Origin of the sequence: Flavobacterium sp. J372 (assembly GCF_024699965.1) — a bacterium.
GTDB lineage: Bacteria > Bacteroidota > Bacteroidia > Flavobacteriales > Flavobacteriaceae > Flavobacterium.
On the sequence record NZ_JAJOMZ010000004.1, the window covers coordinates 378,370 to 400,033 of the forward strand.

Annotated in this window: 15 protein-coding genes, 1 tRNA gene and 2 pseudogenes; 5 read left to right on the forward strand and 13 right to left on the reverse strand. The window is 42.1% G+C overall.

Features of this window, described 5'->3' with window-relative positions; translation table 11 throughout:
* Positions 1 to 162: 162 nt before the first annotated feature.
* The 6 genes and pseudogenes from LRS05_RS17580 to LRS05_RS02165 all read right to left on the reverse strand — a co-directional run.
* Positions 163 to 603: pseudogene (locus LRS05_RS17580) on the reverse strand (RHS repeat-associated core domain-containing protein); the annotation flags it as partial.
* A gap of 159 nt (positions 604 to 762) precedes the next feature.
* Positions 763 to 1,257 carry a hypothetical protein gene (locus tag LRS05_RS02145; protein WP_257866808.1) on the reverse strand — a complete coding sequence of 165 codons (495 nt, stop codon included), beginning with the start codon at positions 1,255 to 1,257 and terminating at the stop codon, positions 763 to 765.
* Positions 1,258 to 1,401: 144 nt separating this feature from the next.
* The gene (locus LRS05_RS02150; protein WP_257866809.1) at positions 1,402 to 3,927 is read right to left on the reverse strand and encodes an RHS repeat-associated core domain-containing protein; all 2,526 of its coding nucleotides are present in this window, start codon (positions 3,925 to 3,927) and stop codon (positions 1,402 to 1,404) included.
* A complete protein-coding gene (locus LRS05_RS02155) occupies positions 3,810 to 4,775 on the reverse strand; it encodes a DUF6443 domain-containing protein (protein ID WP_257866810.1) in 966 nt (321 codons plus the stop codon). Before LRS05_RS02155 ends, LRS05_RS02150 begins: the two co-directional genes overlap by 118 nt.
* An 11-nt stretch (positions 4,776 to 4,786) precedes the next feature.
* Positions 4,787 to 8,182, reverse strand: a complete 3,396-nt coding sequence (locus tag LRS05_RS02160; RefSeq protein WP_257866811.1) for an RHS repeat domain-containing protein — start codon at positions 8,180 to 8,182, stop codon at positions 4,787 to 4,789.
* A 23-nt stretch (positions 8,183 to 8,205) separates the two neighbouring features.
* The gene (locus tag LRS05_RS02165; protein ID WP_257866812.1) at positions 8,206 to 9,825 is read right to left on the reverse strand and encodes a T9SS type A sorting domain-containing protein; all 1,620 of its coding nucleotides are present in this window, start codon (positions 9,823 to 9,825) and stop codon (positions 8,206 to 8,208) included.
* Positions 9,826 to 10,185: 360 nt separating this feature from the next.
* Between LRS05_RS02165 and LRS05_RS02170 the strand changes: the two genes are divergently transcribed.
* Positions 10,186 to 10,257, forward strand: a tRNA-Arg gene (locus tag LRS05_RS02170).
* Between the two features lie 153 nt (positions 10,258 to 10,410).
* On the forward strand, positions 10,411 to 11,460 hold the full coding sequence (locus LRS05_RS02175; protein ID WP_257866813.1) for a hypothetical protein: 1,050 nt from the start codon (positions 10,411 to 10,413) through the stop codon (positions 11,458 to 11,460).
* A 53-nt stretch (positions 11,461 to 11,513) separates the two neighbouring features.
* Here LRS05_RS02175 and LRS05_RS02180 read toward each other — a convergent pair whose 3' ends face one another.
* Both LRS05_RS02180 and pdeM read right to left on the reverse strand, forming a co-directional pair.
* A complete protein-coding gene (locus tag LRS05_RS02180) occupies positions 11,514 to 12,551 on the reverse strand; it encodes a glycosyltransferase family 9 protein (RefSeq protein ID WP_257866814.1) in 1,038 nt (345 codons plus the stop codon).
* Positions 12,552 to 12,654: 103 nt separating this feature from the next.
* Positions 12,655 to 13,320 (reverse strand): ligase-associated DNA damage response endonuclease PdeM, encoded by a 666-nt coding sequence (gene pdeM / locus LRS05_RS02185; protein ID WP_257866815.1) that lies wholly within the window; start codon positions 13,318 to 13,320, stop codon positions 12,655 to 12,657.
* 103 nt (positions 13,321 to 13,423) lie between these two features.
* Here pdeM and LRS05_RS02190 point away from each other — a divergent pair, with 103 nt between their 5' ends.
* Positions 13,424 to 13,624 carry a YqaE/Pmp3 family membrane protein gene (locus LRS05_RS02190; RefSeq protein WP_257866816.1) on the forward strand — a complete coding sequence of 67 codons (201 nt, stop codon included), beginning with the start codon at positions 13,424 to 13,426 and terminating at the stop codon, positions 13,622 to 13,624.
* A 13-nt stretch (positions 13,625 to 13,637) separates the two neighbouring features.
* Here LRS05_RS02190 and LRS05_RS02195 read toward each other — a convergent pair whose 3' ends face one another.
* The 3 genes from LRS05_RS02195 to LRS05_RS02205 form a co-directional block, all read right to left on the reverse strand.
* On the reverse strand, positions 13,638 to 16,106 hold the full coding sequence (locus tag LRS05_RS02195; RefSeq protein ID WP_257866817.1) for a ligase-associated DNA damage response DEXH box helicase: 2,469 nt from the start codon (positions 16,104 to 16,106) through the stop codon (positions 13,638 to 13,640).
* 162 nt (positions 16,107 to 16,268) lie between these two features.
* The gene (locus LRS05_RS02200) at positions 16,269 to 17,873 is read right to left on the reverse strand and encodes an ATP-dependent DNA ligase (protein WP_257866818.1); all 1,605 of its coding nucleotides are present in this window, start codon (positions 17,871 to 17,873) and stop codon (positions 16,269 to 16,271) included.
* A 120-nt stretch (positions 17,874 to 17,993) separates the two neighbouring features.
* Positions 17,994 to 19,031, reverse strand: coding sequence for a ligase-associated DNA damage response exonuclease (locus LRS05_RS02205; RefSeq protein WP_257866819.1), 1,038 nt, complete (start codon positions 19,029 to 19,031; stop codon positions 17,994 to 17,996).
* Between the two features lie 132 nt (positions 19,032 to 19,163).
* On the opposite strand from LRS05_RS02205, the gene LRS05_RS02210 reads away from it, so the two are divergent.
* Complete coding sequence (locus LRS05_RS02210) at positions 19,164 to 19,394, forward strand: hypothetical protein (protein WP_257866820.1); 231 nt, start codon at positions 19,164 to 19,166, stop codon at positions 19,392 to 19,394.
* Positions 19,395 to 19,519: 125 nt separating this feature from the next.
* Positions 19,520 to 19,897 carry a hypothetical protein gene (locus LRS05_RS02215; protein WP_257866821.1) on the forward strand — a complete coding sequence of 126 codons (378 nt, stop codon included), beginning with the start codon at positions 19,520 to 19,522 and terminating at the stop codon, positions 19,895 to 19,897.
* 1 nt (position 19,898) lies between these two features.
* Here LRS05_RS02215 and LRS05_RS02220 read toward each other — a convergent pair whose 3' ends face one another.
* Together LRS05_RS02220 and LRS05_RS02225 are read right to left on the reverse strand one after the other, a co-directional pair.
* Complete coding sequence (locus LRS05_RS02220) at positions 19,899 to 20,660, reverse strand: PmeII family type II restriction endonuclease (protein ID WP_257866822.1); 762 nt, start codon at positions 20,658 to 20,660, stop codon at positions 19,899 to 19,901.
* Positions 20,620 to 21,497: pseudogene (locus LRS05_RS02225) on the reverse strand (site-specific DNA-methyltransferase). The gene LRS05_RS02220 and the pseudogene LRS05_RS02225 overlap by 41 nt, the downstream one beginning before the upstream one ends.
* Positions 21,498 to 21,664 lie beyond the last annotated feature (167 nt).

Sequence of the window (21,664 nt, forward strand, 5' to 3'; positions counted from 1 at the left end):
TTATCAGCAGGTTGAGATATAAGGGTTAATAGAATTAGTATTGAGTATAATTTCTGCATGTTATTAGATTGTGGTCAAATATATGTAATATTCTGTTTACTAAATAAATACAACTTAATTTACATAATTACTATTAATAAACAACATAAGTTTTATATTACCCTAGCCAGTTCTTTTAAGTTTCAAATCCAAATCAGCAATATTGAACTCTCGCCGTAGTCCGAACAATCCTTTGATTTGATAAGATTGTAAAATCCGTACCTTGACCTCCGGATTGTATTCCCTCCAAAACTCTGAATCATCTATCAATTGTTTTGGAGAATGGGAAATTTTCAAAATCTTGTGTACTCTTTCCTTTGGCCTTTTTACTTCATTACTGGTTGACATTACGTCAGGGTCTACAAATACCATTGGGCTGTTGTAGCAGTAAGTGTAAGGACCAAATCTTCTTGAAACTTTAGCAAGCGGGTCAACAGCAAACCACCTGCCAAGGCTTGGGTCATAGTGGCGTGCACCATAGCCATAAAAGCCGTTTGCTACCTGCTCTTTGCCGTTATACCTGTAGCTGTAGGGTATGGTTAGATAGCTGTATTCATTGTACCCAAAATGCTTATACCAAACGGGTAATAGTGGTTTTCTTCTAAAATCATTATCCTGTTTTCTGCCGCATCAAAGGCATAGCTTACCCTGTTGTTGCCCAGGTGGTCTTTGTATTTGTAGATATAATCGGGTTTTATATAGCCACAAAAACAGAAATTAAGTTTATTTGTTTATTGTTTTCCAATACTCATCAGCCTTCGGAGGGGTACTGGTATTAAACCTTTTTTTCACACTATAAATTGCACTGGGGTAACCGCTTTCATATGCCTTTAACAGATAATAATCGGCAATGGCATTTCTCCTCTTATTACTATCATTTCTAATATCAGTCTTAAGGATAAAATAATTTTCATAATATGCTTCAGGATATTCAAATTGCTCCGCCATGATATACGTATAATAGAAAAATTCATCTTCATGACCTGAAAACACATAAATACTTTGTAAATGTTTAAATGCAACTGTATCCCCATGAATGGTAACTTTATCTGAAAGTTCCCTAATCAGATTTTGATCTTCAAGCTCTTCTTGAAATTGGGATGATGATGATCCCATATTAACAATAGTATCTTTTTTAGGTTGTCTGTCCATTAAATTTTCTCGGTTTTGACATGAAAATAAAAAGTATAGGCCAAGAATAATTAGCATTTGTCTCATAGTTTATTATTTATATAATCAATATAACCTTGTTGCTGGATTGGTGTAAGAGGTACATTTACGCCATTCTTAAACATTACAACACCACGATCCTTTAAATTAACATCAACACTGCTACTAATGCCCATTAACATGGGCTTTCCCTTAACATACCCCCCAATGAGCATAACCGTTGAAGGAAATAACTGTTGCATTTTCATGTACTTGGGCGTATGTTTCAGCGATTGAAAATCCTTGAGAATCTGCAGCGCCACCATTACAAGACAGCAGGAACAAGGTAAATGGCGTAGAATCTTTTAAATTTGCATATTCTGGACTTTTAGATCTTAATAAATCATCAAGTTGATCAACATCTCTTATAAGCCAAAAATTGTTCTGACCTTTTTGATCACCTACAACACCAGCTTGTCCATGTGCTAGCAAGGTAAACACATTATCCCCCTTTTTCTGCCTTTTCTTTAATAAATTAAAAAAGGCCATTAGTACTTTATTCTTTTTTATGTTTGCTTTTAAGAGGTGAATTGGCGGCTCAGTTTTACTATTATTACTATCTTTTTTATCTTCCCCACCCTTAGCACCACTTACACTACTAAAATTCTGTCTAAAAATAGCCTGTTGGTTATCAGCTGTTGGGCCATTGTAGGCTATCGCATCAGCCCAGTTCCCCTCATCACTTGTATTATCCCCAGTAAACCAATCCGTAACGTTATAGCTGCGCTCAATGCCTGTGTCAATTTCATCCCTGTTGGCCATCCCGTCAGGGTCGGTAAACCTTATAGGGTTGTTGTAGGCATAGGTGTAAGGGCTGTACTTTCGGCTTATTTCTGCCAGTGGGTCAACAGCAAACCACCTTCCGAGGCTTGGGTCATAATGCCTTGCACCATAGTCATACATACCCAGCCCTATATCTTCTTTGCCATTGTACCTGTAGCTGTAGGGTATGGTTACATAGCTGTCTTCATTGTACCCAAAATGCTTGTAGCCAAACGGGTAATAGTGGTTTTCTTCTAAAATCTTTACCCTGTTTTCTGCCGCATCAAAGGCGTAGCTTACCCTGTTGTTGCCCAGGTGGTCTTTGTAGTGGTAAATATACCTATAACTGCTTACACCCCCACTTACTGTATGCTGCACATACCCCTCAGCCGTCGGGAAATGCTGCAGTACATTATTATAGTACTGGAAACCGCCAAGGTAGTCGGTTGTATTGGTAGTAGGACCAAATTTGCCGGGTGCTGATTGCTGGTTACGTACCTTAACCCCACTGGCTGTGTATGTGTATTGACTGTAATTGCCCAATTGTGCACCTATTGATATAGTAACAGGAAGGTTAAGGTGGTTATAGCTTATCGCCCGTATGTTTTTATTTCTATCGCTTACCATATTGCCAAAAGCATCATACGCATAGTCATCTACGTTATTGTCGGCACTGTCACTAAACCCTGATGAGTTGGCCTCAATATCAACTACCTTAGCCAGCCTGTTCTTCTCTACAGGGTGATACGTATACTCCAAATCATCAATCTGCATGGTATAATTCGGTTCTTCATAATTGCCGTTTCGCCTAAGTGTAAGTATATTGCTGTTTTTATCATACGTTACACGCTCATCATATGAACTGTGCTCTATTGCAACATCAACAGTCCTTTGATAGTAGGCATCCAAAAGCCGGTTGGCCTGGTCATACACATAGCCGTATTTGCGCACATTATTATCAGTTTGTGTGCGCCAGTAGGTTTCTGTTACATTGCCGTTAAAGAGCGGCAACACCGCAGTATTTACATTAGTTGGCGTATTGTAGCTCAGCTTAAAGGCAAACAGGTCTTCTTCTGTACTAGTGGGGTTAAGGTTATCAATATTATTGATACCCTTTAGCCAGCCGCGTATGTTGTATTCAAAGTCAACTTTTTGCAATCCTACACTACCGGTGGTGTCGGCACCGCCTACCTTTTTGCTCTTCAGCTGCCCAAGGTTATCATAGGTATTGTGTACCATTAGTTCAGGGGCATTGTTGTTTATTTTATGGGTGTGGGTAAGCAGCCTGTCTTCGGGAGTATAGGTAAAATCTTCACGTGTGGTAAGCACAGTATCACTACCCGTGCGTTTGTGGGTAGTAATAGTATACTGAGGTGTGCCGTCAAAATCAAGTTTAATATCAGCCTGGGTAAAGCCGCCAAGGTAGTTATTAGTACGTGTACGTATAGGTCTGTATTTTTTGTCATAAAGCGTACTGCTTATTTGCGCAAAGCCTTCGGTTGGGGCAGTAAGCACCCTGTCCCAGGTGCCGGTAGGCTGCCCTTTTATATTATAGTTTACATCTTGCAGCTCCACCTTATCTATACCACCCTGTGTAAAGGGCGAGCCCTGCCATGTGTAATTATCATAGTAGTTTACTGTGAGCAGCTTAAGGTTACCAGCTAAGGGTGTGGCTGCATAGCTTATGGCTATATTATCAATTGTGCCGCTACCCCTTACCAATGTTACAGGTGTGTCGCTGTTACTTTGTAATGCCTTACGGGTATCGGTTGTAACATCGCTTGCGGGAGTCCACCCGGTTACGCACACCCGGTTAAAAGTATCATAGTAGGTACGCAGCCAGCCAATGGTACCATCAGCAAACGGTGAGTAAGCCGGCCCGGTGGCCACAATACGGTCAAGCCTATCATATACCATATACTCCCAGCCCTTAGCGGGTATCTTTTTTCAACCAGGCGGTTGCGCTTGTCATACTTGTAATAATAGCATAGCCCGGGGTCTAGCGTTCCTTCAGCAAGCGGTGGCAGCACAAAGCTCAGGTTTCCGTACTGGTCATATATGTAGTAAGTAACAAGGTCTTCACTGCCTTTGGCATTTATCTTGCAAACCAGCTGCCCTTCCTTATTTTTATACTCACGGGTAACAACACCATTTTCGTCAGTTATCTGGGTTCTGTACAGTGCACCGGGAGCATAATAGCCATCTGCAACAAATGCTGCATCATACAGTTCAGTGGTGCTGTTCCATGTAGCATTGGCAGCAAATTTCAAGACTTCATTTTCACCATTTGAGGCGTAGGCAAAGGTTATATTCTGGCCAACATCTATTTTCCATGGGTTACCCGGCGCAGCCGTTTTAAGCACTCGGCTAAGCGGAGAAGACTCCAGCTTTTTCTCACTATATGGGTTCTGCGTACTTTCATATGCCTGTGTATTGTAAAAATTTAGGGTAGCGGTTTTGGCATCGGTCACAAATTCAAGCCCTGTGTTACCTGACTTATACGGCAGGTATTCTTTAATCTGCCTCCCGTAAGCATCATATTCAATATGTGTGATAATATCTGTCCCAACACCCGATGCCTTACCGGCAACCTGCTGTATAGGCCTGCCAAGCCCGTCATAGTATGTTACAGCGGCATTTGCTTTTGAAGGATCGCTTGAGGATGTTTCTTCTTTGTACACCCGCGTACGTACGTAATTTTCTGTTGGTGTCTGCCCCAGTGCCAACACCGGTAGCAATAATAGTAAGTTTATTATTTTTTTCATTGCGTAAGGTGTTATTGTCTGTGATTATATTGAGTTTCGCTGAGCAGGTTGTTATCTTGATCGCGTACCTCTTTCAACCTGTTGAACTGGTCATATATATAGTTTGTAACCAATCCGTTAGGGTCGGTAATTTTTGTAACACCAACCAACGGCTTATACTCATAAGTGGTTACAAGTGCATTTGGCAGTACTGTCCTGATATTTGCAGGAGCTATTGTAAGACTTTTCAATGCTGCTTCTGTAGTACTCAATGCAGTTAAGACTTGCTGGAATGTCGCATTTTCAATTTTGGCAATAGGATATGTTCCTTTATATCCCCATATGTAGGACACGTAGTTACCATCAACCTGCCTTACTTCAAGGATGTTGCCGTTTGCAGTATCAATTTTTGTATACTGTATCTTGTCTTCAGGCGGGTTTGTTCCTTTTGCGGCTTTAATATATTCAGGCAAAAGCAAGTTTGTAGCAGTATTCCAGTTTGCAAACTTCGTTTTTGTTTCTGACAACTTCGTCCCATCTCTGTATGACTGTGTTATAAGAGGAATTTCACGCATATTTTTGTCCCGTAAAGCTGATATAACAGGCTCGCTGGCCATTTCAGAATCGCCTGCATAAAAATATTTAGTGATCAGCCTTTCATCTGCTGTGCTGGTAGATTGCCGCTGCTCGGCAAGGTTATAATGGCTGATATAATCATAAAAATATTCTGTGGTGACCTGGGCCGTACTCCCATTATCAAAATAATCGGTTGTAATTCTTTTGCCCAAGTCCATAGTGCCACCGGTCATGTAATAGGTTTTGTAGCCACCAGGACCATTAGGCTCTGTAGGATTAATTGCTATTGGTGTAATTGAAAATGGAATTGTATAATAACGCTCATTTTTTTCATAGCCTCCATTATATGGAGCATTAGCAGGTAAATTTTGCGTAATGGGAATCCTTACTGAAGGTTTTACAAAAGGATGATTACATATGGTTTCGCCATATTCAAGAGAATCTGCTAATCGATAACGATTATCGATTAATTTTACCAACTCATAATTACTACCATTCTTTTTATAATGTTTTACTTTTACCTCTTTGCCCCTCAGCCATTCATTATCTGTAGGTGGATGGTAAGGAAAATCATAATATCGTCCGGTATCATAAACTATTGAATATTCGTAATCTGTCCTCCCGATAGTGTTATTTCCTTCTCCATAATATTCTGTCACGTATTGATAACCTATATTATTACCCTGAAATGTTGTGAATGGACTTCCACCACCTGTTCCCCAAGGTTGCACAAATGTAGCGGGCTGCCCATTTAAGGAAAGTTTTGTAATAGATACAAAATTTGTTATTCCTAAAATCCTTCCACTCGGCTTTCCATCAGGTCCTGTATATGTATATGTTTTTGTAATAGCGGGAGCAGCATTTTCAGAATCCAGATATTCGATTTTCCTTATTCTGTTGCCTGCTGCATATATAACAGTAGTCCCTGAAAGATTTTCATTTGCACATATAAATTCATTGCCCATTATCTCGGCGTCCTGCTCATACCAGATTATTGTAGCTCTAAAATTTTTTGCAGGATTGTCTAAGACATAACCTTGTTGATTAGGATTTGTTATATAAGGCTCGGTAGCTTGTTTTTGGTATGCTACTTTTAGTTTGTATTTACCAGGCGCAAGTGAAATTGTTCTAGTCCCATAATATAATCTCTCGGGATTTTCATACTGTTGTGTAAAAACATTAAATTTTTCAATAGTAACATAAAATTCGCAGTCTAAGTTGGGCGGACTATTTGTACATCCTAGTGCTCCACCACAAGGACAGTCGGCGAGGCCCGGATCTGTTAATGTATATGTTATAAATCCTGTTTTGAGTGGTGAAATTGTAAAGACATCAGAATAGTTTCCCTGACCGTTATATTTTGGCAGGCCTGTATCAGTATCTATACTTGGAATCATACCTGCATCTATCTGAGACAATGAAACAACTCTAGTAAATAAAGGATTGGGGTTATCAAACTGTACAGATTCTGGAAAAACATTTAAACCTTTATTAGGTTCATAGTAAAAGTTTACACGACCACCTTCCGGTTTTATCATGGTTTTCAAAAGGCCTGCACCAACTACTGCTGAATTTACTGTTCGGTCAGAAAATCCCGTTTCTAAAAAAGCTCCGTTAGGTTTAGCATTATAATAACCCCATGTATCTACTGAGTTGGAGTGTCGGCTAGGTAGCACCGTTTCATCATAGATAAAAGTGTAGGGAGGTAATGTATTGTTATTCTGATCAACAAACTGGACCGTCTTTAAGAATAGCCTATTATACGATATGGTATCACTTTGTAGTACAAAGTTTATATTTGATTGATCATTACTTTTAGTATATTCATAAGTGAATATAACCTGTTTGATAAATTGCCCTGCCTTATCATATAAAGTTATTTTTTGTGGGCTGTGACTGTTCCATACATCTTGTCTCGGAGTGTTTTGATATTCAAACACCAATTTACCTTTATCAAAACTGATGCTGTCGATACGCTGTTGGTTAGATGTAGCCAGGCTTACATGGCTTTCGTTATTGGGGGCTATATTTTTGTCGTAAGATCTTTTCCATGACCATGACGTTTCTCTTCGATAGAAAAATTTAATTTCTGGTCCTGTTGCTGTTTTTATCCGGGTAAGGTGCCAAGTATTGGGGTGCGATGAATTATTTACACTATTGCCAATATTAGCGACTTGCCCCGTACCGTATACTATCTTCTGGTCTGTTGAAATATCAATATCTACAGCAGGATATCTAACCTCCGGGGTTATGATCTGCTCTTCTCCAAAATAGTATTCATTCCCTTGTCCATCAGTTATATTATTCGGTAATGAAAGTTTCAAATCGCTGTAGCTTTGCTGAAGCCAGATATTACCGCCCCGTTGATCTAACATTGCTTTACCACTTATTCCAATTACAGAATAGCTAAACACATCTGGTATCTGGTCACATGGACCGTAACCGGGAAATTGGTAATTTCCCCAATATTGTCTTGTGCTTATACTACTGTAAAAATTTTGATAATCATAACATGAAGACATAGGAAAGGCCAAGTCATTTTCGCCCCTTATTTGCTGAGACACCATACCGCCGGCATTCAATGTCCAGCCTGTTCCAACCCGTGAGGCAATTTCGGCTACCTGTACCCCTCGTGCATGGTAGCTAAGGCTGATTGGAACGGTAACACCGCCTGACTCAATCTCAAATAGAGGAATCGTTATATTAGGCATACCAGAATATAATGACACCGGCATCTCTGTAAATTTAAACGCTGCTGCAGCTTCCGGGGATGGCGGTACCACCTTAGGCATATCTTGAGCCAATACAGCAGTGACAAACAATGATAACAAAGCCGATAATCTTGATTTCATGATTGGTAATTTATTGGTAAGGATTAGTTCTTTCTTTTCAATACTTTTACTGAATGCGTGCCGCTGTTGGTTGCAACTTCTATAATGTACATGCCTTCAGGGTAAGGGCTCAGGTCAATGGGTATTGTCCTGCCTGTTACCTGTGTCTGCTGTAGCTGCCGACCGCCAAGGTCATATACTGTGGCAGTGCCGGTTGTAAATTCATAGCCTACAATCACGTTGGTGTATTGCTGCGCAGGGTTGGGTATGGCCTCAAGCATTTGCTTTTCCTGTGCAGCGTCGGTTTTATGGGTATCGCGTAGCTTTACCACCCAAAAGTCATTGCTGCCGCGGTTGCCCTCCCTGTCGCGTGATGCCTTGCCTTTGGCTGTACCGGCCATGATATAGCCCCTGTCACGGGTTTCTACCACCTTTTGCAATACGTCCTCTCCATTGCTGCCTGCTGTTGCTTTCCATATCTCTTCGCCCTTTTCGTTGATACGGAAAGCCAGGTAGTCGTTGATTTCTTTTTTGTCGGTCTTTGTGGTGCCGGTTGTCTCTGTCTTCGAGTAGCCTCCTACAAGATAGCTGCCATCATTGTTCTCAATCAGTGATACCAACAGGTCGGTTGCCCCGTTGTCATAGGTTTCTTGCCAGGTTATCTCACCTGCTTCATCCAGCTTTAGTATCCAGAAGTCTGTCCCGTTTTTCGATGGTTTCTTCTTATTGCCTGTGGCAGATGACGCTGAGCTTCCGCCAATGATATATCCTTTATCTTTTGTCTGTGTTATTACCGATAGCCGGTCATCGCCTTCACCTCCGAAGATATTCTGCCACTGCATGTTACCTTCTGCATCCAGCTTTATGACCCAAAAATCGGATGCGCCATAGCTGTCACTGGTCTTATCCTGTGATGCAGGTGAGTTGGATGTGCCGCCTATGATATAGCCATTGTCCTGCGTCTGCTCGAGGCTCTGCAGCACATCGGCATATCTCCCTCCGAAGGTTTTCTGCCACTTTATCTTGCCCTGGGCATCGAGCTTTACAATCCAAAAGTCCAAAGCCCCGCGGTTCTTTTCGCTTTTGCCATATGGATCAACACCACCATTTAAAATCTTTTCGCTTACGCCTGAAGAGGACGACCCTCCGATGATATAGCCGCCATCCCTGGTCTGGATGATTGTCTTAAGTACATCAGAGCCTGCGCCGCCGATGGTCTTCTGCCACTCTTCACCCCCTTTGGCGTTGAGCTTTATAATCCAGAAGTCTTCCAAGCCCAAACACGGGTCTTTTTTGTCAAAGCCCTCGGGTGAGTTTGATGAACCGCCAAGGATAAACCCACCGTCACGGGTGTTTTTTACGCTGTAAAGCATGTCAATGCCTGAGCCCCCGTAGTTTTTCTGCCAGTCAAGGTCACCGCCTTCATTCATTTTCCATAGCCAGTAATCCAGGTTGCCGTTGTTTGGCTCTGTTTTATTGCCTGTTTTGTTGGAAAGGGAACTGCCGGCAAGTAGAAAACCATAATCGGCTGTGGGCTGTACGTCAAAGAGAAAATCGGCGTGTTTGCCGCCGTATGATTTTTCCCAAAGGATGTCTTGTGAAAATGCTGTAACTGTACAGAAAATACTTCCGAGGACGAAAGCTAATTTTGAGTAAGGTGACATAGTTAGTTGATTTGTTGGCGGCTAATATATAAAAAATCCTGACTTTGTTAAAACTTTCTTAATTAAGTTATTATCACGTTTTTTACTGTAAACACCTTCAAATAATTTTTCAATTAAAAAAATTTACTATTTTTGCAGCCGCATTGTAATCCTGTTTCATAATGTTCAAGTCTATATAAGGAATAAACATTATGTATTATTAGGGATACAAACAATTTTAAAAAGGTTTTATCTTTTAGCCATAACTTAAAACCCTCTGTAATTCATAGATTTTTTGTAAATCAGTATAAAACTGGCTCGAAAAGTTTATAGAAAGGGGAGCTTTAAGAAGACTATCAGAAATGATGGCCTTTTTTATTCGGCCTCGTAGTTCAACGGATAGAATGGGAGTTTCCTAAACTTTTGATCCAAGTTCGATTCTTGGCGAGGCTACAAGACTAAGCGTAAATAATTAATTAAAATTATTTACGCTTTTTATTTTGTTACTGACAGTTCCTCATAACGCATGTGTATATTAAGGCAATTGCCTTATTGCTAAAACCATAGGCTGTAAGTAGTTTTGGATATCAATCCAATAATTACTGTATGAAAACAAAACTACTCCACTTACTATTGTTGCTGCTATGCGCAGGCAGCTTCGCGCAGACACTTGGCGAGTTTAAGCCGAAAGACCAATCTAACGGACTTAGTAAGCTAAAAAATGCTAAGCGCATCTACATCTCGGGGTTTGAAGTAAACTTCCAGGTGTACAACGAAAAAGAAAAATTTAAACAAGGGGGCTCTATGCTTGGCGGCGGCATGAAGGGCGATGCGCAAACTTCGCTATCTGTGGGGCTTGAAGGCCTTGATGAAAAAACAGTCCAGGAAATTACAGATAAGCTGTATGCCGACTACATTGCCAAGCTAAAAGCAAAAGGCCTTACTATCATAACTGCTGACGAGGCTGCCAGAACAGAAACCTATGCTGATTATATGCGGCAGCAGGGCGGCAAAATTACACTAGCAGAAATACCGGGTGTAATGACCAGCTCTCCCACAGGTTTTGAATACTTTATAAAAGGACTTGACAAAAAAGGCAAAGCAAAAAAGGGTGGTTTTCTTGGTAATGAAACAATGCTTTTCCCACGCCTGTCTCGTGACCTTGATGATGCTATTATAGGAAATGTTGATATCACAGTGCTGTTTGTAAGCGATAAAGGAGCCTTTCAGGGTAATGGCGCAAAATTGAAGGTCTCTACTAATCTCAGATTGGTTGACAGTGAGGGCATTATTACAACCAATGATGCCAAAATTAAATTTAAAGGTTCTAATGATGTAACGTATGTAACAAGCACTGTAGGCTTTTATCACGGCAAGATGGGGGCTGGGAGCACATCAGCCTATATAGGTACATTGGGCAAGCCCCTGGCCATAAACGGAGTAATTGACGAAGCTACAGTAACCAGCTATGCAGCCGGCAGCCGGGATGCGCTTGGCACGTCCACAATATACGGGACATTTTACAGCGTACGCGATGGAAATACTGCAAAGGCTAAGGTAATACCTGTTGACCCTGCCAAATACAGCACCGGGGTATATGCCGCTGCAAAGAAATTTCTGGATTATCATACCGACGAGTTCCTGAAATCTTTTTAATAATAGTCACCACAAAAATAATAAAGGGCAACATCTTCATGTTGCTCTTTTATTTAAGAGATGGTCAATATACTCTTTACTGCAGTAACAACATCTTCAACCGAATTATCACATACATTTACATAGTCGCTACCATTTCCGTATGGTGTATACATTTCTGCATTAGCTGCCTTAAAGAGCCCTACAGTAGTGGTTTGAGCTGCCGAAGCTAAATGCATAACCCCGCTGTCAGCGCCAATAAATAATCTGCAGTTTGAAATAAAAGCCCCCAGCTCACGGATGTCTCTTGTATAGTATGATGGAGCTTTAAAATCTATCTGTGATGTGTTTTCTATCGGCAGCGCTTCAACAATATTATACCCTGGGAAATTTTCCTGAAGTTTGGTGTAAAATGTTTCCCACCATCCTACCGATAGTTTTTTGCCTCCGGTTGCATTTGTAAAAAGGCATATGGTTTCCTTTTCAGGTTGTGGCGCTATTGCGTCAAGTGCTTTTTTGCCTTCAGCTTTTTCTTCTTCAGAAAGTTTTATGTCAAGCAGCGGCACATTCATATTTACAATATTACAGCCTTCAATCGAAAGAAATTTCCTGAGGTTATAAACCGGATATTTTGCCATATGTTCAGTTGCTGACTCATCAAAATCGTCACCAAAAAATTTAATTTTTGATGTTGCCACTAATGTTGACAGCCTTCCTGAAGATGAATTTTTTATAACGTTGATAACAAGGTCATATTTTTTTGACTTGAGCTGAAACCACTTAAAAATATATGCAGGCAGCTGCCTGAATGGCTTTTTTGGAAGTCGGATTATGCGGTCAATGTTTGTATAGTTTTTAAAAATAATAGGCGCCAGGTTTCCCCGCACAAAAAGATCGATTTTACAATTGGGGCAAATGGCAGTAACTTCCTGTACCAGCGGTGTTATAAGCAACAGGTTACCAAGGCGGTCATTTGGTCGGCTTATAAGTATGCGCTTAATTTCCAGATTTTGATTTTTTGAATATTTAGCCGCAGACGACTTGCCAATATTACGCGTAAGGCCACGCATAATCTTGCTGCGAATCTTATTAACCTTAACTTTAAAGCTCATGATTACCCTTACTGCTACAAATATTAAACTTGTAAATGTAAAGGGAGGTACCCTTATAAAAATGTTAAATCAGAAATATAACAATTTATTGTTATTTGCGGCATCAGCGGGCTTTGCGCATGGAAACCTGGCGTTTTGTAACAAGCACAACATCTTCTTTAGTAATGGCATAAATTATATCATGCTCCTGTGGCTCCAACACATATGTTCCTGTGAATTCGCCAAATGCGGGGAGTATCATTTGTGCCGGTGAGCGAAAGAAACACGGCAGTTGTACAAACTGCCTGCCCATGCCCGACAGCAGCACCGCAGGGTGTATGTGGCCTGACAATGTAAACAGGCCTTCGCGCTCTTCAGGATGGTGTGTAAGCAAGAAACCGTCAAGCACCCACTCGCTCACAACCTGTACTTCAAGGTCGTGGTATTTTTTAGGATTGATGATATCATGATTGCCGGCAACAAGTATAATAGGCAGGCGCGTGGCATTTACCCAGTCTGTAAACAACTGCCATTCATTGTTAAGCGTGCTATGGAAGAGATCGCCTAAAAAGCATATGACCTCAGGGTTGAAGTATTCAACAGCGTTATCAAGCTTCAGGAAGTTTTTGTAAATAGCGCCGTCAGGCAGGGCTGAACCGTGTTTGCGGAAGTGCGAAATTTTGCCCAGGTGTACATCGCTTATCAGCAACATACGCTTTTCTACCCAATACAGCGCGCCCGAACAATGCAGTACAAACGCGCGGCCATTTATGTCAATCTCTAATGTCATTTAATCCCCTCGTCATTTGGAGGCACAAAGATACATAAACGTTATTCTTGAAATAGTTAAAACAGCGTATCAGGAAAATTACTATGTTTGGAAAAAAGAACAAATGAGATACGTGATTGCGTTTTTCTTGCCGTGGTTGTCGCTTATTCTGCAAGGTAAAATTGTAAGCGGTATTGTTTGCCTTATTTTACAGGTAACAATTATTGGATGGATACCGGCCGCAATATGGGCGTTTACATCACTTAACCGCATGTATGCCGATAGGCGAACCACCAGGATTATCCGGGCAATGGGCGGAAGATAATTACCAGAGCGTACTAACTATCCCCTTTCATATAGCTTGCTGTCATACGTTTTATTCTGTCTGCCAGAGTTTCGCTGGTAAGTTTTTCACGAAGCCTGTCAGTAATAATAGGGAAACTGAATGGAGTCGGCTTTTCGCATTGCTTCCAGACAATGGTCTGGTTTTGTATCCGCTCAAGGGCTATCAGCAATCGTCCTTCTTCCAATTGGTGCTCAAATGTTTCACGATAGGCCTGTGTGAACAGTAAATTATTAGGTTCATAATCCCTGAACACATCAAATATCAGTTGCGAACTGCTTTGCAGGTGCTTGGTCTTGACTACCTTTCCGGGATAACCTGTAAATACCAACCCTGCAATCACGGCAATATCACGAAATTTACGCCGGGCCATTTCAGTAGAATTAAGGCTGGCCTGCAAATCGGCATGGAGGTGATGCGGCGTGAACAGGTCATTATCTAAAACAGCCTGCATATCGATTTCTTTATCAGATAGCAGCTCAAAACCATAGTCATTATAGGCAAGGGAGAATGTTATGGGCGACAACAGACTAATCCTGTAGGCCATAACGCTTGCCAGGGCTTCATGAACATATCGCCCTTCAAACGGATAAAAAATGGCATGGTAGCCTTCGCGGGTTTTAAACGTTTCAATCAGGAATTCCTCATCCGTAGGTACAATGCTTTCTTTGCGCTGGCGTTTGAACATGGGGGCAAGCGCACGCAATTCGCGCGACATGGTATCGGTATTGGCTGCATACATTTCTTCACGTATCAGTTCGCTCATTTGTGAGGATAAGGTGAGCCTGCCTCCCATCCAGCTGGCATGTACCGCCTTAGCGCCGGGGTTAGCCATCCTCACCAGCACCTCCATATTTTTTACGCGATGAAGCTCCAGTTTTCGTCCCGCAAAAATGAAAACGTCTCCGGGATTTAATTTTGATATAAACCATTCTTCAACGCTGCCTATATATCCCCCGCCAAAGAACTTAACGTTCATAACCGAGTCACCTACTATTGTACCTATCTGCATCCTGTGCCGCAGAGCAACTGCCTTACTATGCACCTTGAACTTACCGTCGGCTTCTATTTCTACCTTTTTAAACTCGTCATATGCACGAAGGCTCTGGCTGCCTTTTGTAATGAAGTTGAGACAGAATTGCCACTCCTCTTCCGTCATTCCCTGAAAGCAAAATGTAGTCTTCACCTCCTTATAGATTTCATCAGGATAAAAACCATCACTTACGGCCAATGACACGAGATACTGAACAAGCACATCCCAACTGTTTAGATAAGGCACACGGTCTTCCACTACCGTTTCTTTCACTGCACGTTTCAGGGCTGATGCTTCTATCAGCTCAATGGCATGCGTGGCGAGGAAGTAGATGTTGCTTTCCTGCCCCGGCCTATGCCCGCTTCGTCCTGCCCGTTGCAAAAAACGCGCAACACCTTTTGGCCCGCCTATCTGTACCACGGTTTCAACGGGTGCAAAGTCGACACCCAAATCCAGGCTTGAGGTGCAGATAACAGCTTTTAGCCGTTCATCGCGTATAGCCTGCTCTACCCACTGCCGCGTTTCTTTAGCAATGCTTCCGTGATGCATAGCCATTTCGCCTGCAAATTCCGGATACTTTTCAAGCAGCGCCTGGTACCATACTTCGCACTGCGAACGTACGTTTGTGAACACCAGCGTAGTCTGGCTTTTCTTTATGATTTTCGCTACCTCATCAACCAGGTGAAGGCCCATGTGCCCCCGCCACGGGTAGGCGTCCATCTTTTCAGGAACTACTGAGATAACATTTATCTTCTTGTTGATGTGCGCGCGTATCATCTGTGCGTTCTCAAGCGCTTCGGGGTCAGTTCCCAAAAGCACCTGCATGGCCTGTTCCAGATTGCCTATGGTGGCCGATATCCCCCAGATACGCATTTTTGGCGCTACAGCTTTGAGGCGACTTAATGCCAGCTCCACCTGCACACCTCTTTTGGTGCCGAGCAGCTCATGCCATTCGTCAATGATAATTGCTCCGCAAGTTTTAAAGACAGAAGTATAGTCTTTGGATGCGAGCATCAGCTGCATGCTTTCGGGTGTGGTTATGAGCAGGTCGGGCATTGTTTTTTTCTGCTTTGACCTTTCAGATGATGATGTATCACCAGTACGTACGCCGACCGTTAATCCCGTCCCTAATTCATCTGCCATACGGCTGGCGGCCTGCATAATTTCTACAGAAAGCGCCCGTAGCGGCGTTATCCAAATGGCTTTTAATCCCGGCTTGTGTTTTGTCTTATAATTGGGGTTGTTCTTTATATAATCCATTATCACCGGCGCCCAAAGTGCATAAGTCTTCCCGCTGCCGGTGGGGGCGTTGAGCAGGCCGTGCTTACCCTGCAAAAAAGCTGTCCACGTTTGTGTCTGGAACGGAAACGGCTTCCAGCCCCGGCTGTCAAACCAGGAGTTGATTATGTCGAAAAGCTGTTCCCTGTTCACAGAATTAGTTTAATGTTTAATGTTTCAGGTTGCTAACCTGCAAGGTCTTTGAGACCTTGTAGGTTTAGTTATTTTATTATACCTACAAGGTTTTGAAAACCTTGCAGGAAGTGCGTAAGGATGAAGCTCCGGTTGTCATTTGCTATTTGTTATTTGGAATTTCTACTTCGGTATCATCGCTTTTAAATCATCCAACGTATTAGCGTCTTCTATCTTTTTGTCCGTTCGCCAACGGAGAATACGCGGGAAACGGGTTGCAACGCCGCTTTTATGTCGCCCCGAAAGCGCTATCCCTTCAAAGCCTATTTCAAAGACAAGCTTGGGCGTTACGCTGCGGACGGGGCCAAAACGTTCCAGTGTATTCTTTTTAATAAAATCATCTACCATACGGAACTCCGCATCTGTTAGTCCGCTATATGCTTTGGCAAAGGTCACGAGCTCTTTTGTGCCGTCTTCTTTTGTATCCCACAGTGCAAAAGTATAATCGGTAAAGAGCGTGGCACGTCGGCCGCTGCCGCGCATGGCGTAGGTAAGCACGGCATCTATAGAGAACGGGTCGAGTTTCCATTTCCACCAGTCGCCTTTTTTACGGCCAACTAAGTAAGGCGAATCCTTCCGCTTGAACATGAGGCCTTCGCTGCGAATTTCGCGTGCCTTTGCCCTTTCCATCATTACATCATCCCAACAGCCAAACTCTACCCGCTCTGAAAGATGCAATGGAATCTGGTAGTCCTTTACGTTTTCATATAGCTCTTCCAACAGCTTTCGCCTTTCAATAAATGGCTTCTGGCGAATGTCTTCCCCTCCCCATTCCAATAGGTCATACGCTTTTATGATTACCGGCGTTTTAGCAAGCAATGATGCCGATACCGTTTTGCGCCCTATACGTGTCTGCAGGTCGTTGAACGAACCCACACCACCATCTATCCACGGAAGTATCTCTCCGTCAATCACAGTTCCATCCGGAATCACATCCAAAAATTTCCCAAACTCCGGGTATTTGTCTGTCACCAGTTCTTCGCCCCGGCTCCACACAAACATTTTCCCGTTGCGGATGATGGTCTGGCTGCGTATACCATCCCACTTGTGCTCGGCACTCCAGTCGGCACAATCGCCCAAGCTTTCGGGTTCGCCCTCGATTGCATAGGCGAGATAGAATGGGTAAGGTTTCGACTCAAAGTCCTGCGCCCGCTCTTCCATCACCAGGTTTTGAAAAGATATCTTTTCCGGATTCCAGTCGCCCATGAGCTTGTAAGCCAGTACATCTTCATCCACACCCGTAGCTTTTGAGAGCGCCCTTGTCATCAGCTTTTGGCTCACCCCGATACGGAAGCTGCCCGTTATCAGCTTGGTGAAAACAAAACGTTCGTAATAGTTCAGCGCCAGCCAGTTTTGATGCAGGTACTCGCGTTTCTCCTCATCGGTCTTGCGTTTGAGCGTAATCATTTCCTCCACATACTCGGTCAGGGTCTTTTCTGAATGATTATTGCTTGTCGGGATTACCAGGGCAATAGTCTCGGCAAGGTCGCCCACAATGTGGTAGCTTTCTTCAAAAAGCCAAAGCGGAATGTTAGCCAGTTCACTCGCCCATATCCGCAACAACGTAGTGTTTACGGGGCGCGGTGGACGGCGGTGCGACAGTATGGCAATCGTCCAGACGCGGTCCTTATCGCTGGCCACGCGGAAATACTCCGTCAAGGCATCTACCTTAACCGAGGTCTTGTTGCTGCTGTCGAGCGCCTTTATAAGTTCCGCGAAGTTTTTCATTCACTCAGTTCAAAAGTTGTAAAGTTGAAAGTTGTAAAGTTTCCAGTCAGGCTGAGCTTGTTGAAGCCTACTATATTTCTCGTACTGCACTTCGACAAGTTCAGTGTGACTTTACCGTTCCTACATTTCCTCCACATTATCAGCCTCCATATCTTTTGCATCGGTTACTTCGCCTTCATCGCCTTCGTACTGCGTTTTTTCGGTGCGGGCGTCATACCCCTGTTCGCGCAGGTAGGTGCTGAAGATATCACTGTAGCCGTGTGTGCATATTATTTTCTCTGCGCCAGTGGCCTTGATGCTCTCCAGCAGTCCCTGCCAGTCGCAATGGTCGCTCAGCACAAAGCCTTTGTCTATAGCCCGCCTTCTCCTCGCCCCGCGGAACGCCATCCACCCACTTGCCGAGCCTGTGACATACGGCGTCATCTTGCGTATCCAGATGCTGCCGTGCGCGCTTGGCGGCGCCAGCACAATGCTACCGGGGAAATCTTCTTTCTTTACCTCTGCTGTTACACGTATTGTTTCGGGGAAACTAACCATAGGCCGAAGCACGTTTGTCATATTCTCGACCGCGCCGTGGGTGTATATCCTGCCGATGTTGGGGTCGAGGTATTTTAATAACCGCTGTGCCTTGCCCAGTGTGTACCCGAACAATATCGACGTGCGGCCTTCGGCTTTGTTGTTGGCCCACCAGTTGTTTATGTCGTCCATCACTTCCTGCTGCGGAAGCCATTTGAAAGCCGGCAGCCCAAAGGTGTTTTCGGTAATGAACGTGTGGCATTTTACGACCTCGTAGGGTGTGGAAATGCCGTCATCTTCGGTTTTGTAGTCGCCTGTGAATACCCAAACTTCGCCCTTGTGCTCTACCCGCACCTGCGCACTGCCGATGATGTGCCCGGCGGGGTGGAATGAGAACGTAACGCCATTGATGGTAAAGGTTTCGCCCCAGTCTTTCCCGGTTACGGAGATGTCGCCAAGGCGGTGCTTTATGATGGGCACGTTCATGTGGTGGGTTATGTACTGCCTGTGGCCCCAGCGGCTATGGTCGGCATGGCCGTGGGTGATGATGGCCTTATCTACCGGGCGCCACGGGTCGAGGTACACATCGGCCTGCGCGCAGTAAATGCCTTTATCGTTAAATGCCAGCAGGGGCTGTTTCATAGTGTTGCTTTGTACACTAAGTTACGGCAATTGTAGGATTTTTAAGCGGGGTTAAGGGAAGTTTAACGGTTGTTGATAAGAGTACTTCTGTGAGGAATAATTTATTTTATATTTGTAAACAAACCCGAGACAATGATTGATTTTCAAAATATTTTTTACCCTGCGAGGGTAGTTGAACTGCCAAACGATGGCGAAGTCCTGATTTCTGTTACTTCTTTAAATGATGTTTTATTGAAAGATGATGACCATGTATTTGATGAAGCGAGGTATGTAGACGATCAAATATTTTATTTTGTCGAGGATAGCCAAATAAATTTAGACGATGAAGAACTTATTACCTTACTAACTAAAGAAGTTACATGATTCGATATCAATTCTTTCCCAGGTCACAAGGCATTACACAAAGCATAAAATTAGTTATTGATTGTTTTGAAAAGGAATTGTCTAACATATCTTCAGTCAATTTCAATTATTCGTCAAATGAAGTTTTGGAAAGACTACGACCTCATTTAGAGGAACTGCGTTTTACCGTTGAAAGTGGAAAATCGAATCTTCAAAAAATTAGTGTTCCGGTTCTATTCGGTTATAATAATAATATTGATAAGTCTTTTAATGCCGATGCGGTTAGCCATGACGGAAAGATTGTAATTGAGGTGGAAGCCGGAAGGGCGGTAGCTAATAATCAATTTTTAAAAGACATTTTTCAAGCTTGTATGATGTTCGAGGTTGAATATTTGATAGTTGCTGTACGAAATGATTACAGAGGTGGCGATGACTTCCAAAAGATATTTAACTTCCTTGAAACATTATACATTTCGAATAGACTAAAACTTCCTCTTAAAGGAATCTTACTTGTTGGATATTAGCCTAAAACTTTTTAAGACGTGATGTAGGATCCACAATTGCAGAATTGATTTCTACAATTTTATCCCATTTAATTGCGCCTGCTTCATCACAATATTCATTAATAAATTCTTTAACGAACTTATTTATCATTTGTGAATAAGACTTTAGGAAATCTTCGTTACGTTCTTTTGCCTGGTGTCCAAGTGGCTCAATTAATTCTGTATATAAATGTGAATCACCAGAAATAAATTCCCAAAATTTTTGCCCGCAGTATTTAAAGTAATCTCCTTTATCTGAGTTATTGTCCCTTCCATAACAACATCCATTCACAGCAATGACATGTAATTTTGAATTACTTGTTCTTAAAGTCTTTTTAGCGGTAATAAAGTCTAATGCAAGTTTCTTTATTTGTGAACTATTTCCCCAATTAGGTCCGGATTTAATTGTTACAATATACCGGATGCCATCATTATCAAACTCTAAATCTATATTTGGAATTCCTGACTTTCTCCCACCATATACTTTCTCATTTATAAAGATTGCTAAACCTTCAAGCCAATCGCCAAAAATTGTTTCCTCATTCGAAGAAATGTGAGCGTCTACAAGACTGCGTACAATTTCATCTGCAGTCATAAGATATTTAGCTTTAAATAAGTATGGATTTTTACGTTTAAGAACTTTAATTAGCTTTAATTCATCTAAACATTGAATGCGCTTTAAATGAAATGTACCAATATTTTGTTCAACGTATTGAGTAACGTCTTGAAGGTTTATTGGAGTCATAGTTTTCTGAAGGTTCTAATAAATATAATTCACATGGATTAATTTGAGATTCTACCATCTCAAAATATTCGGGCATAATTTCAACACCAATAGAATTTCTTTTCATTCTATTGGAAACAAAAATTGTGGTGCCTGAACCCATAAAGGGGTCTAGTACCAAATCACCTTCTTGAGTAAATAATTTTATAAACCATTCCGGTAATTCTTCAGGAAATGCAGCGCTATGGTTTTTATTACTACATTCTGTAGCTAGATGTAGAACATTTGTCGGATAGACCGTTTCCTTACCAACCCAATTCGAAATCTTTTTCCCAAAACCACTACCGTTTTTAGCATTATCTCTTACTTTGTCTGTATCACTGAGATTTTTTAATCTCCCTTTCGCCCAATTTCCGATAGGAATTTTGACCTCATCTTGATACATATTGAATTTCTTCTGCTTATTAAATTGTAAAAGTCGCTCCCAACTATCTCTAAAACGATTTGACCATTTCCCTGGAAAGCTGTTTTTTTGTGCCAAATAAATTCTTCTGTCCAAAACCAACCTTGCTGCCTCATTGCAAGTATAAGTTCCATTACATACGTACTACGTTCCCCATCAACAACTTTTTCTTTAATATTTAAAATAAAAGTACCTGTAGGTTTTAGAACTCTCAAAAGTTCTTTAGAAATTGGAAGGAACCATTCGACATATTTATTAGGATGCACCCCCCCGTAGGTATCTTTACGCTGATCAGCATAGGGCGGTGAAGTAATTATCAAGTCAACTGAATTGTCTGGAAGTTTTTTCAACTCTTCCTTACAATCACCTAAATATAGATCTGTCTTTATTTCCATGATAATGTACAAATTTAAACAATTTAATTAATAATCTTAGATTTAGATGTTTGATAACTCCATTGATTTTGCAATTTGTTTTCTCCAGCATCGCCCAAATTCAGCAGGCCATCCAAGACCGCAAGGCACAAGACCCTCAATAATCAACTCCTAAAAAATTCATAAAC

What these genes read in the sequence shown, in the direction of transcription:
- LRS05_RS02145 (WP_257866808.1), bottom strand. Translation starts at nt 1,257, where the DNA reads ATGAGACAAATGCTAATTATTCTTGGCCTATACTTTTTATTTTCATGT.
- LRS05_RS02150 (WP_257866809.1), bottom strand. Translation starts at nt 3,927, where the DNA reads ATGGTATATGATAGGCTTGACCGTATTGTGGCCACCGGGCCGGCTTAC.
- LRS05_RS02155 (WP_257866810.1), bottom strand. Translation starts at nt 4,775, where the DNA reads ATGAAAAAAATAATAAACTTACTATTATTGCTACCGGTGTTGGCACTG.
- LRS05_RS02160 (WP_257866811.1), bottom strand. Translation starts at nt 8,182, where the DNA reads ATGAAATCAAGATTATCGGCTTTGTTATCATTGTTTGTCACTGCTGTA.
- LRS05_RS02165 (WP_257866812.1), bottom strand. Translation starts at nt 9,825, where the DNA reads ATGTCACCTTACTCAAAATTAGCTTTCGTCCTCGGAAGTATTTTCTGT.
- LRS05_RS02175 (WP_257866813.1), top strand. Translation starts at nt 10,411, where the DNA reads ATGAAAACAAAACTACTCCACTTACTATTGTTGCTGCTATGCGCAGGC.
- LRS05_RS02180 (WP_257866814.1), bottom strand. Translation starts at nt 12,551, where the DNA reads ATGAGCTTTAAAGTTAAGGTTAATAAGATTCGCAGCAAGATTATGCGT.
- pdeM (WP_257866815.1), bottom strand. Translation starts at nt 13,320, where the DNA reads ATGACATTAGAGATTGACATAAATGGCCGCGCGTTTGTACTGCATTGT.
- LRS05_RS02190 (WP_257866816.1), top strand. Translation starts at nt 13,424, where the DNA reads ATGAGATACGTGATTGCGTTTTTCTTGCCGTGGTTGTCGCTTATTCTG.
- LRS05_RS02200 (WP_257866818.1), bottom strand. Translation starts at nt 17,873, where the DNA reads ATGAAAAACTTCGCGGAACTTATAAAGGCGCTCGACAGCAGCAACAAG.
- LRS05_RS02205 (WP_257866819.1), bottom strand. Translation starts at nt 19,031, where the DNA reads ATGAAACAGCCCCTGCTGGCATTTAACGATAAAGGCATTTACTGCGCG.
- LRS05_RS02210 (WP_257866820.1), top strand. Translation starts at nt 19,164, where the DNA reads ATGATTGATTTTCAAAATATTTTTTACCCTGCGAGGGTAGTTGAACTG.
- LRS05_RS02220 (WP_257866822.1), bottom strand. Translation starts at nt 20,660, where the DNA reads ATGACTCCAATAAACCTTCAAGACGTTACTCAATACGTTGAACAAAAT.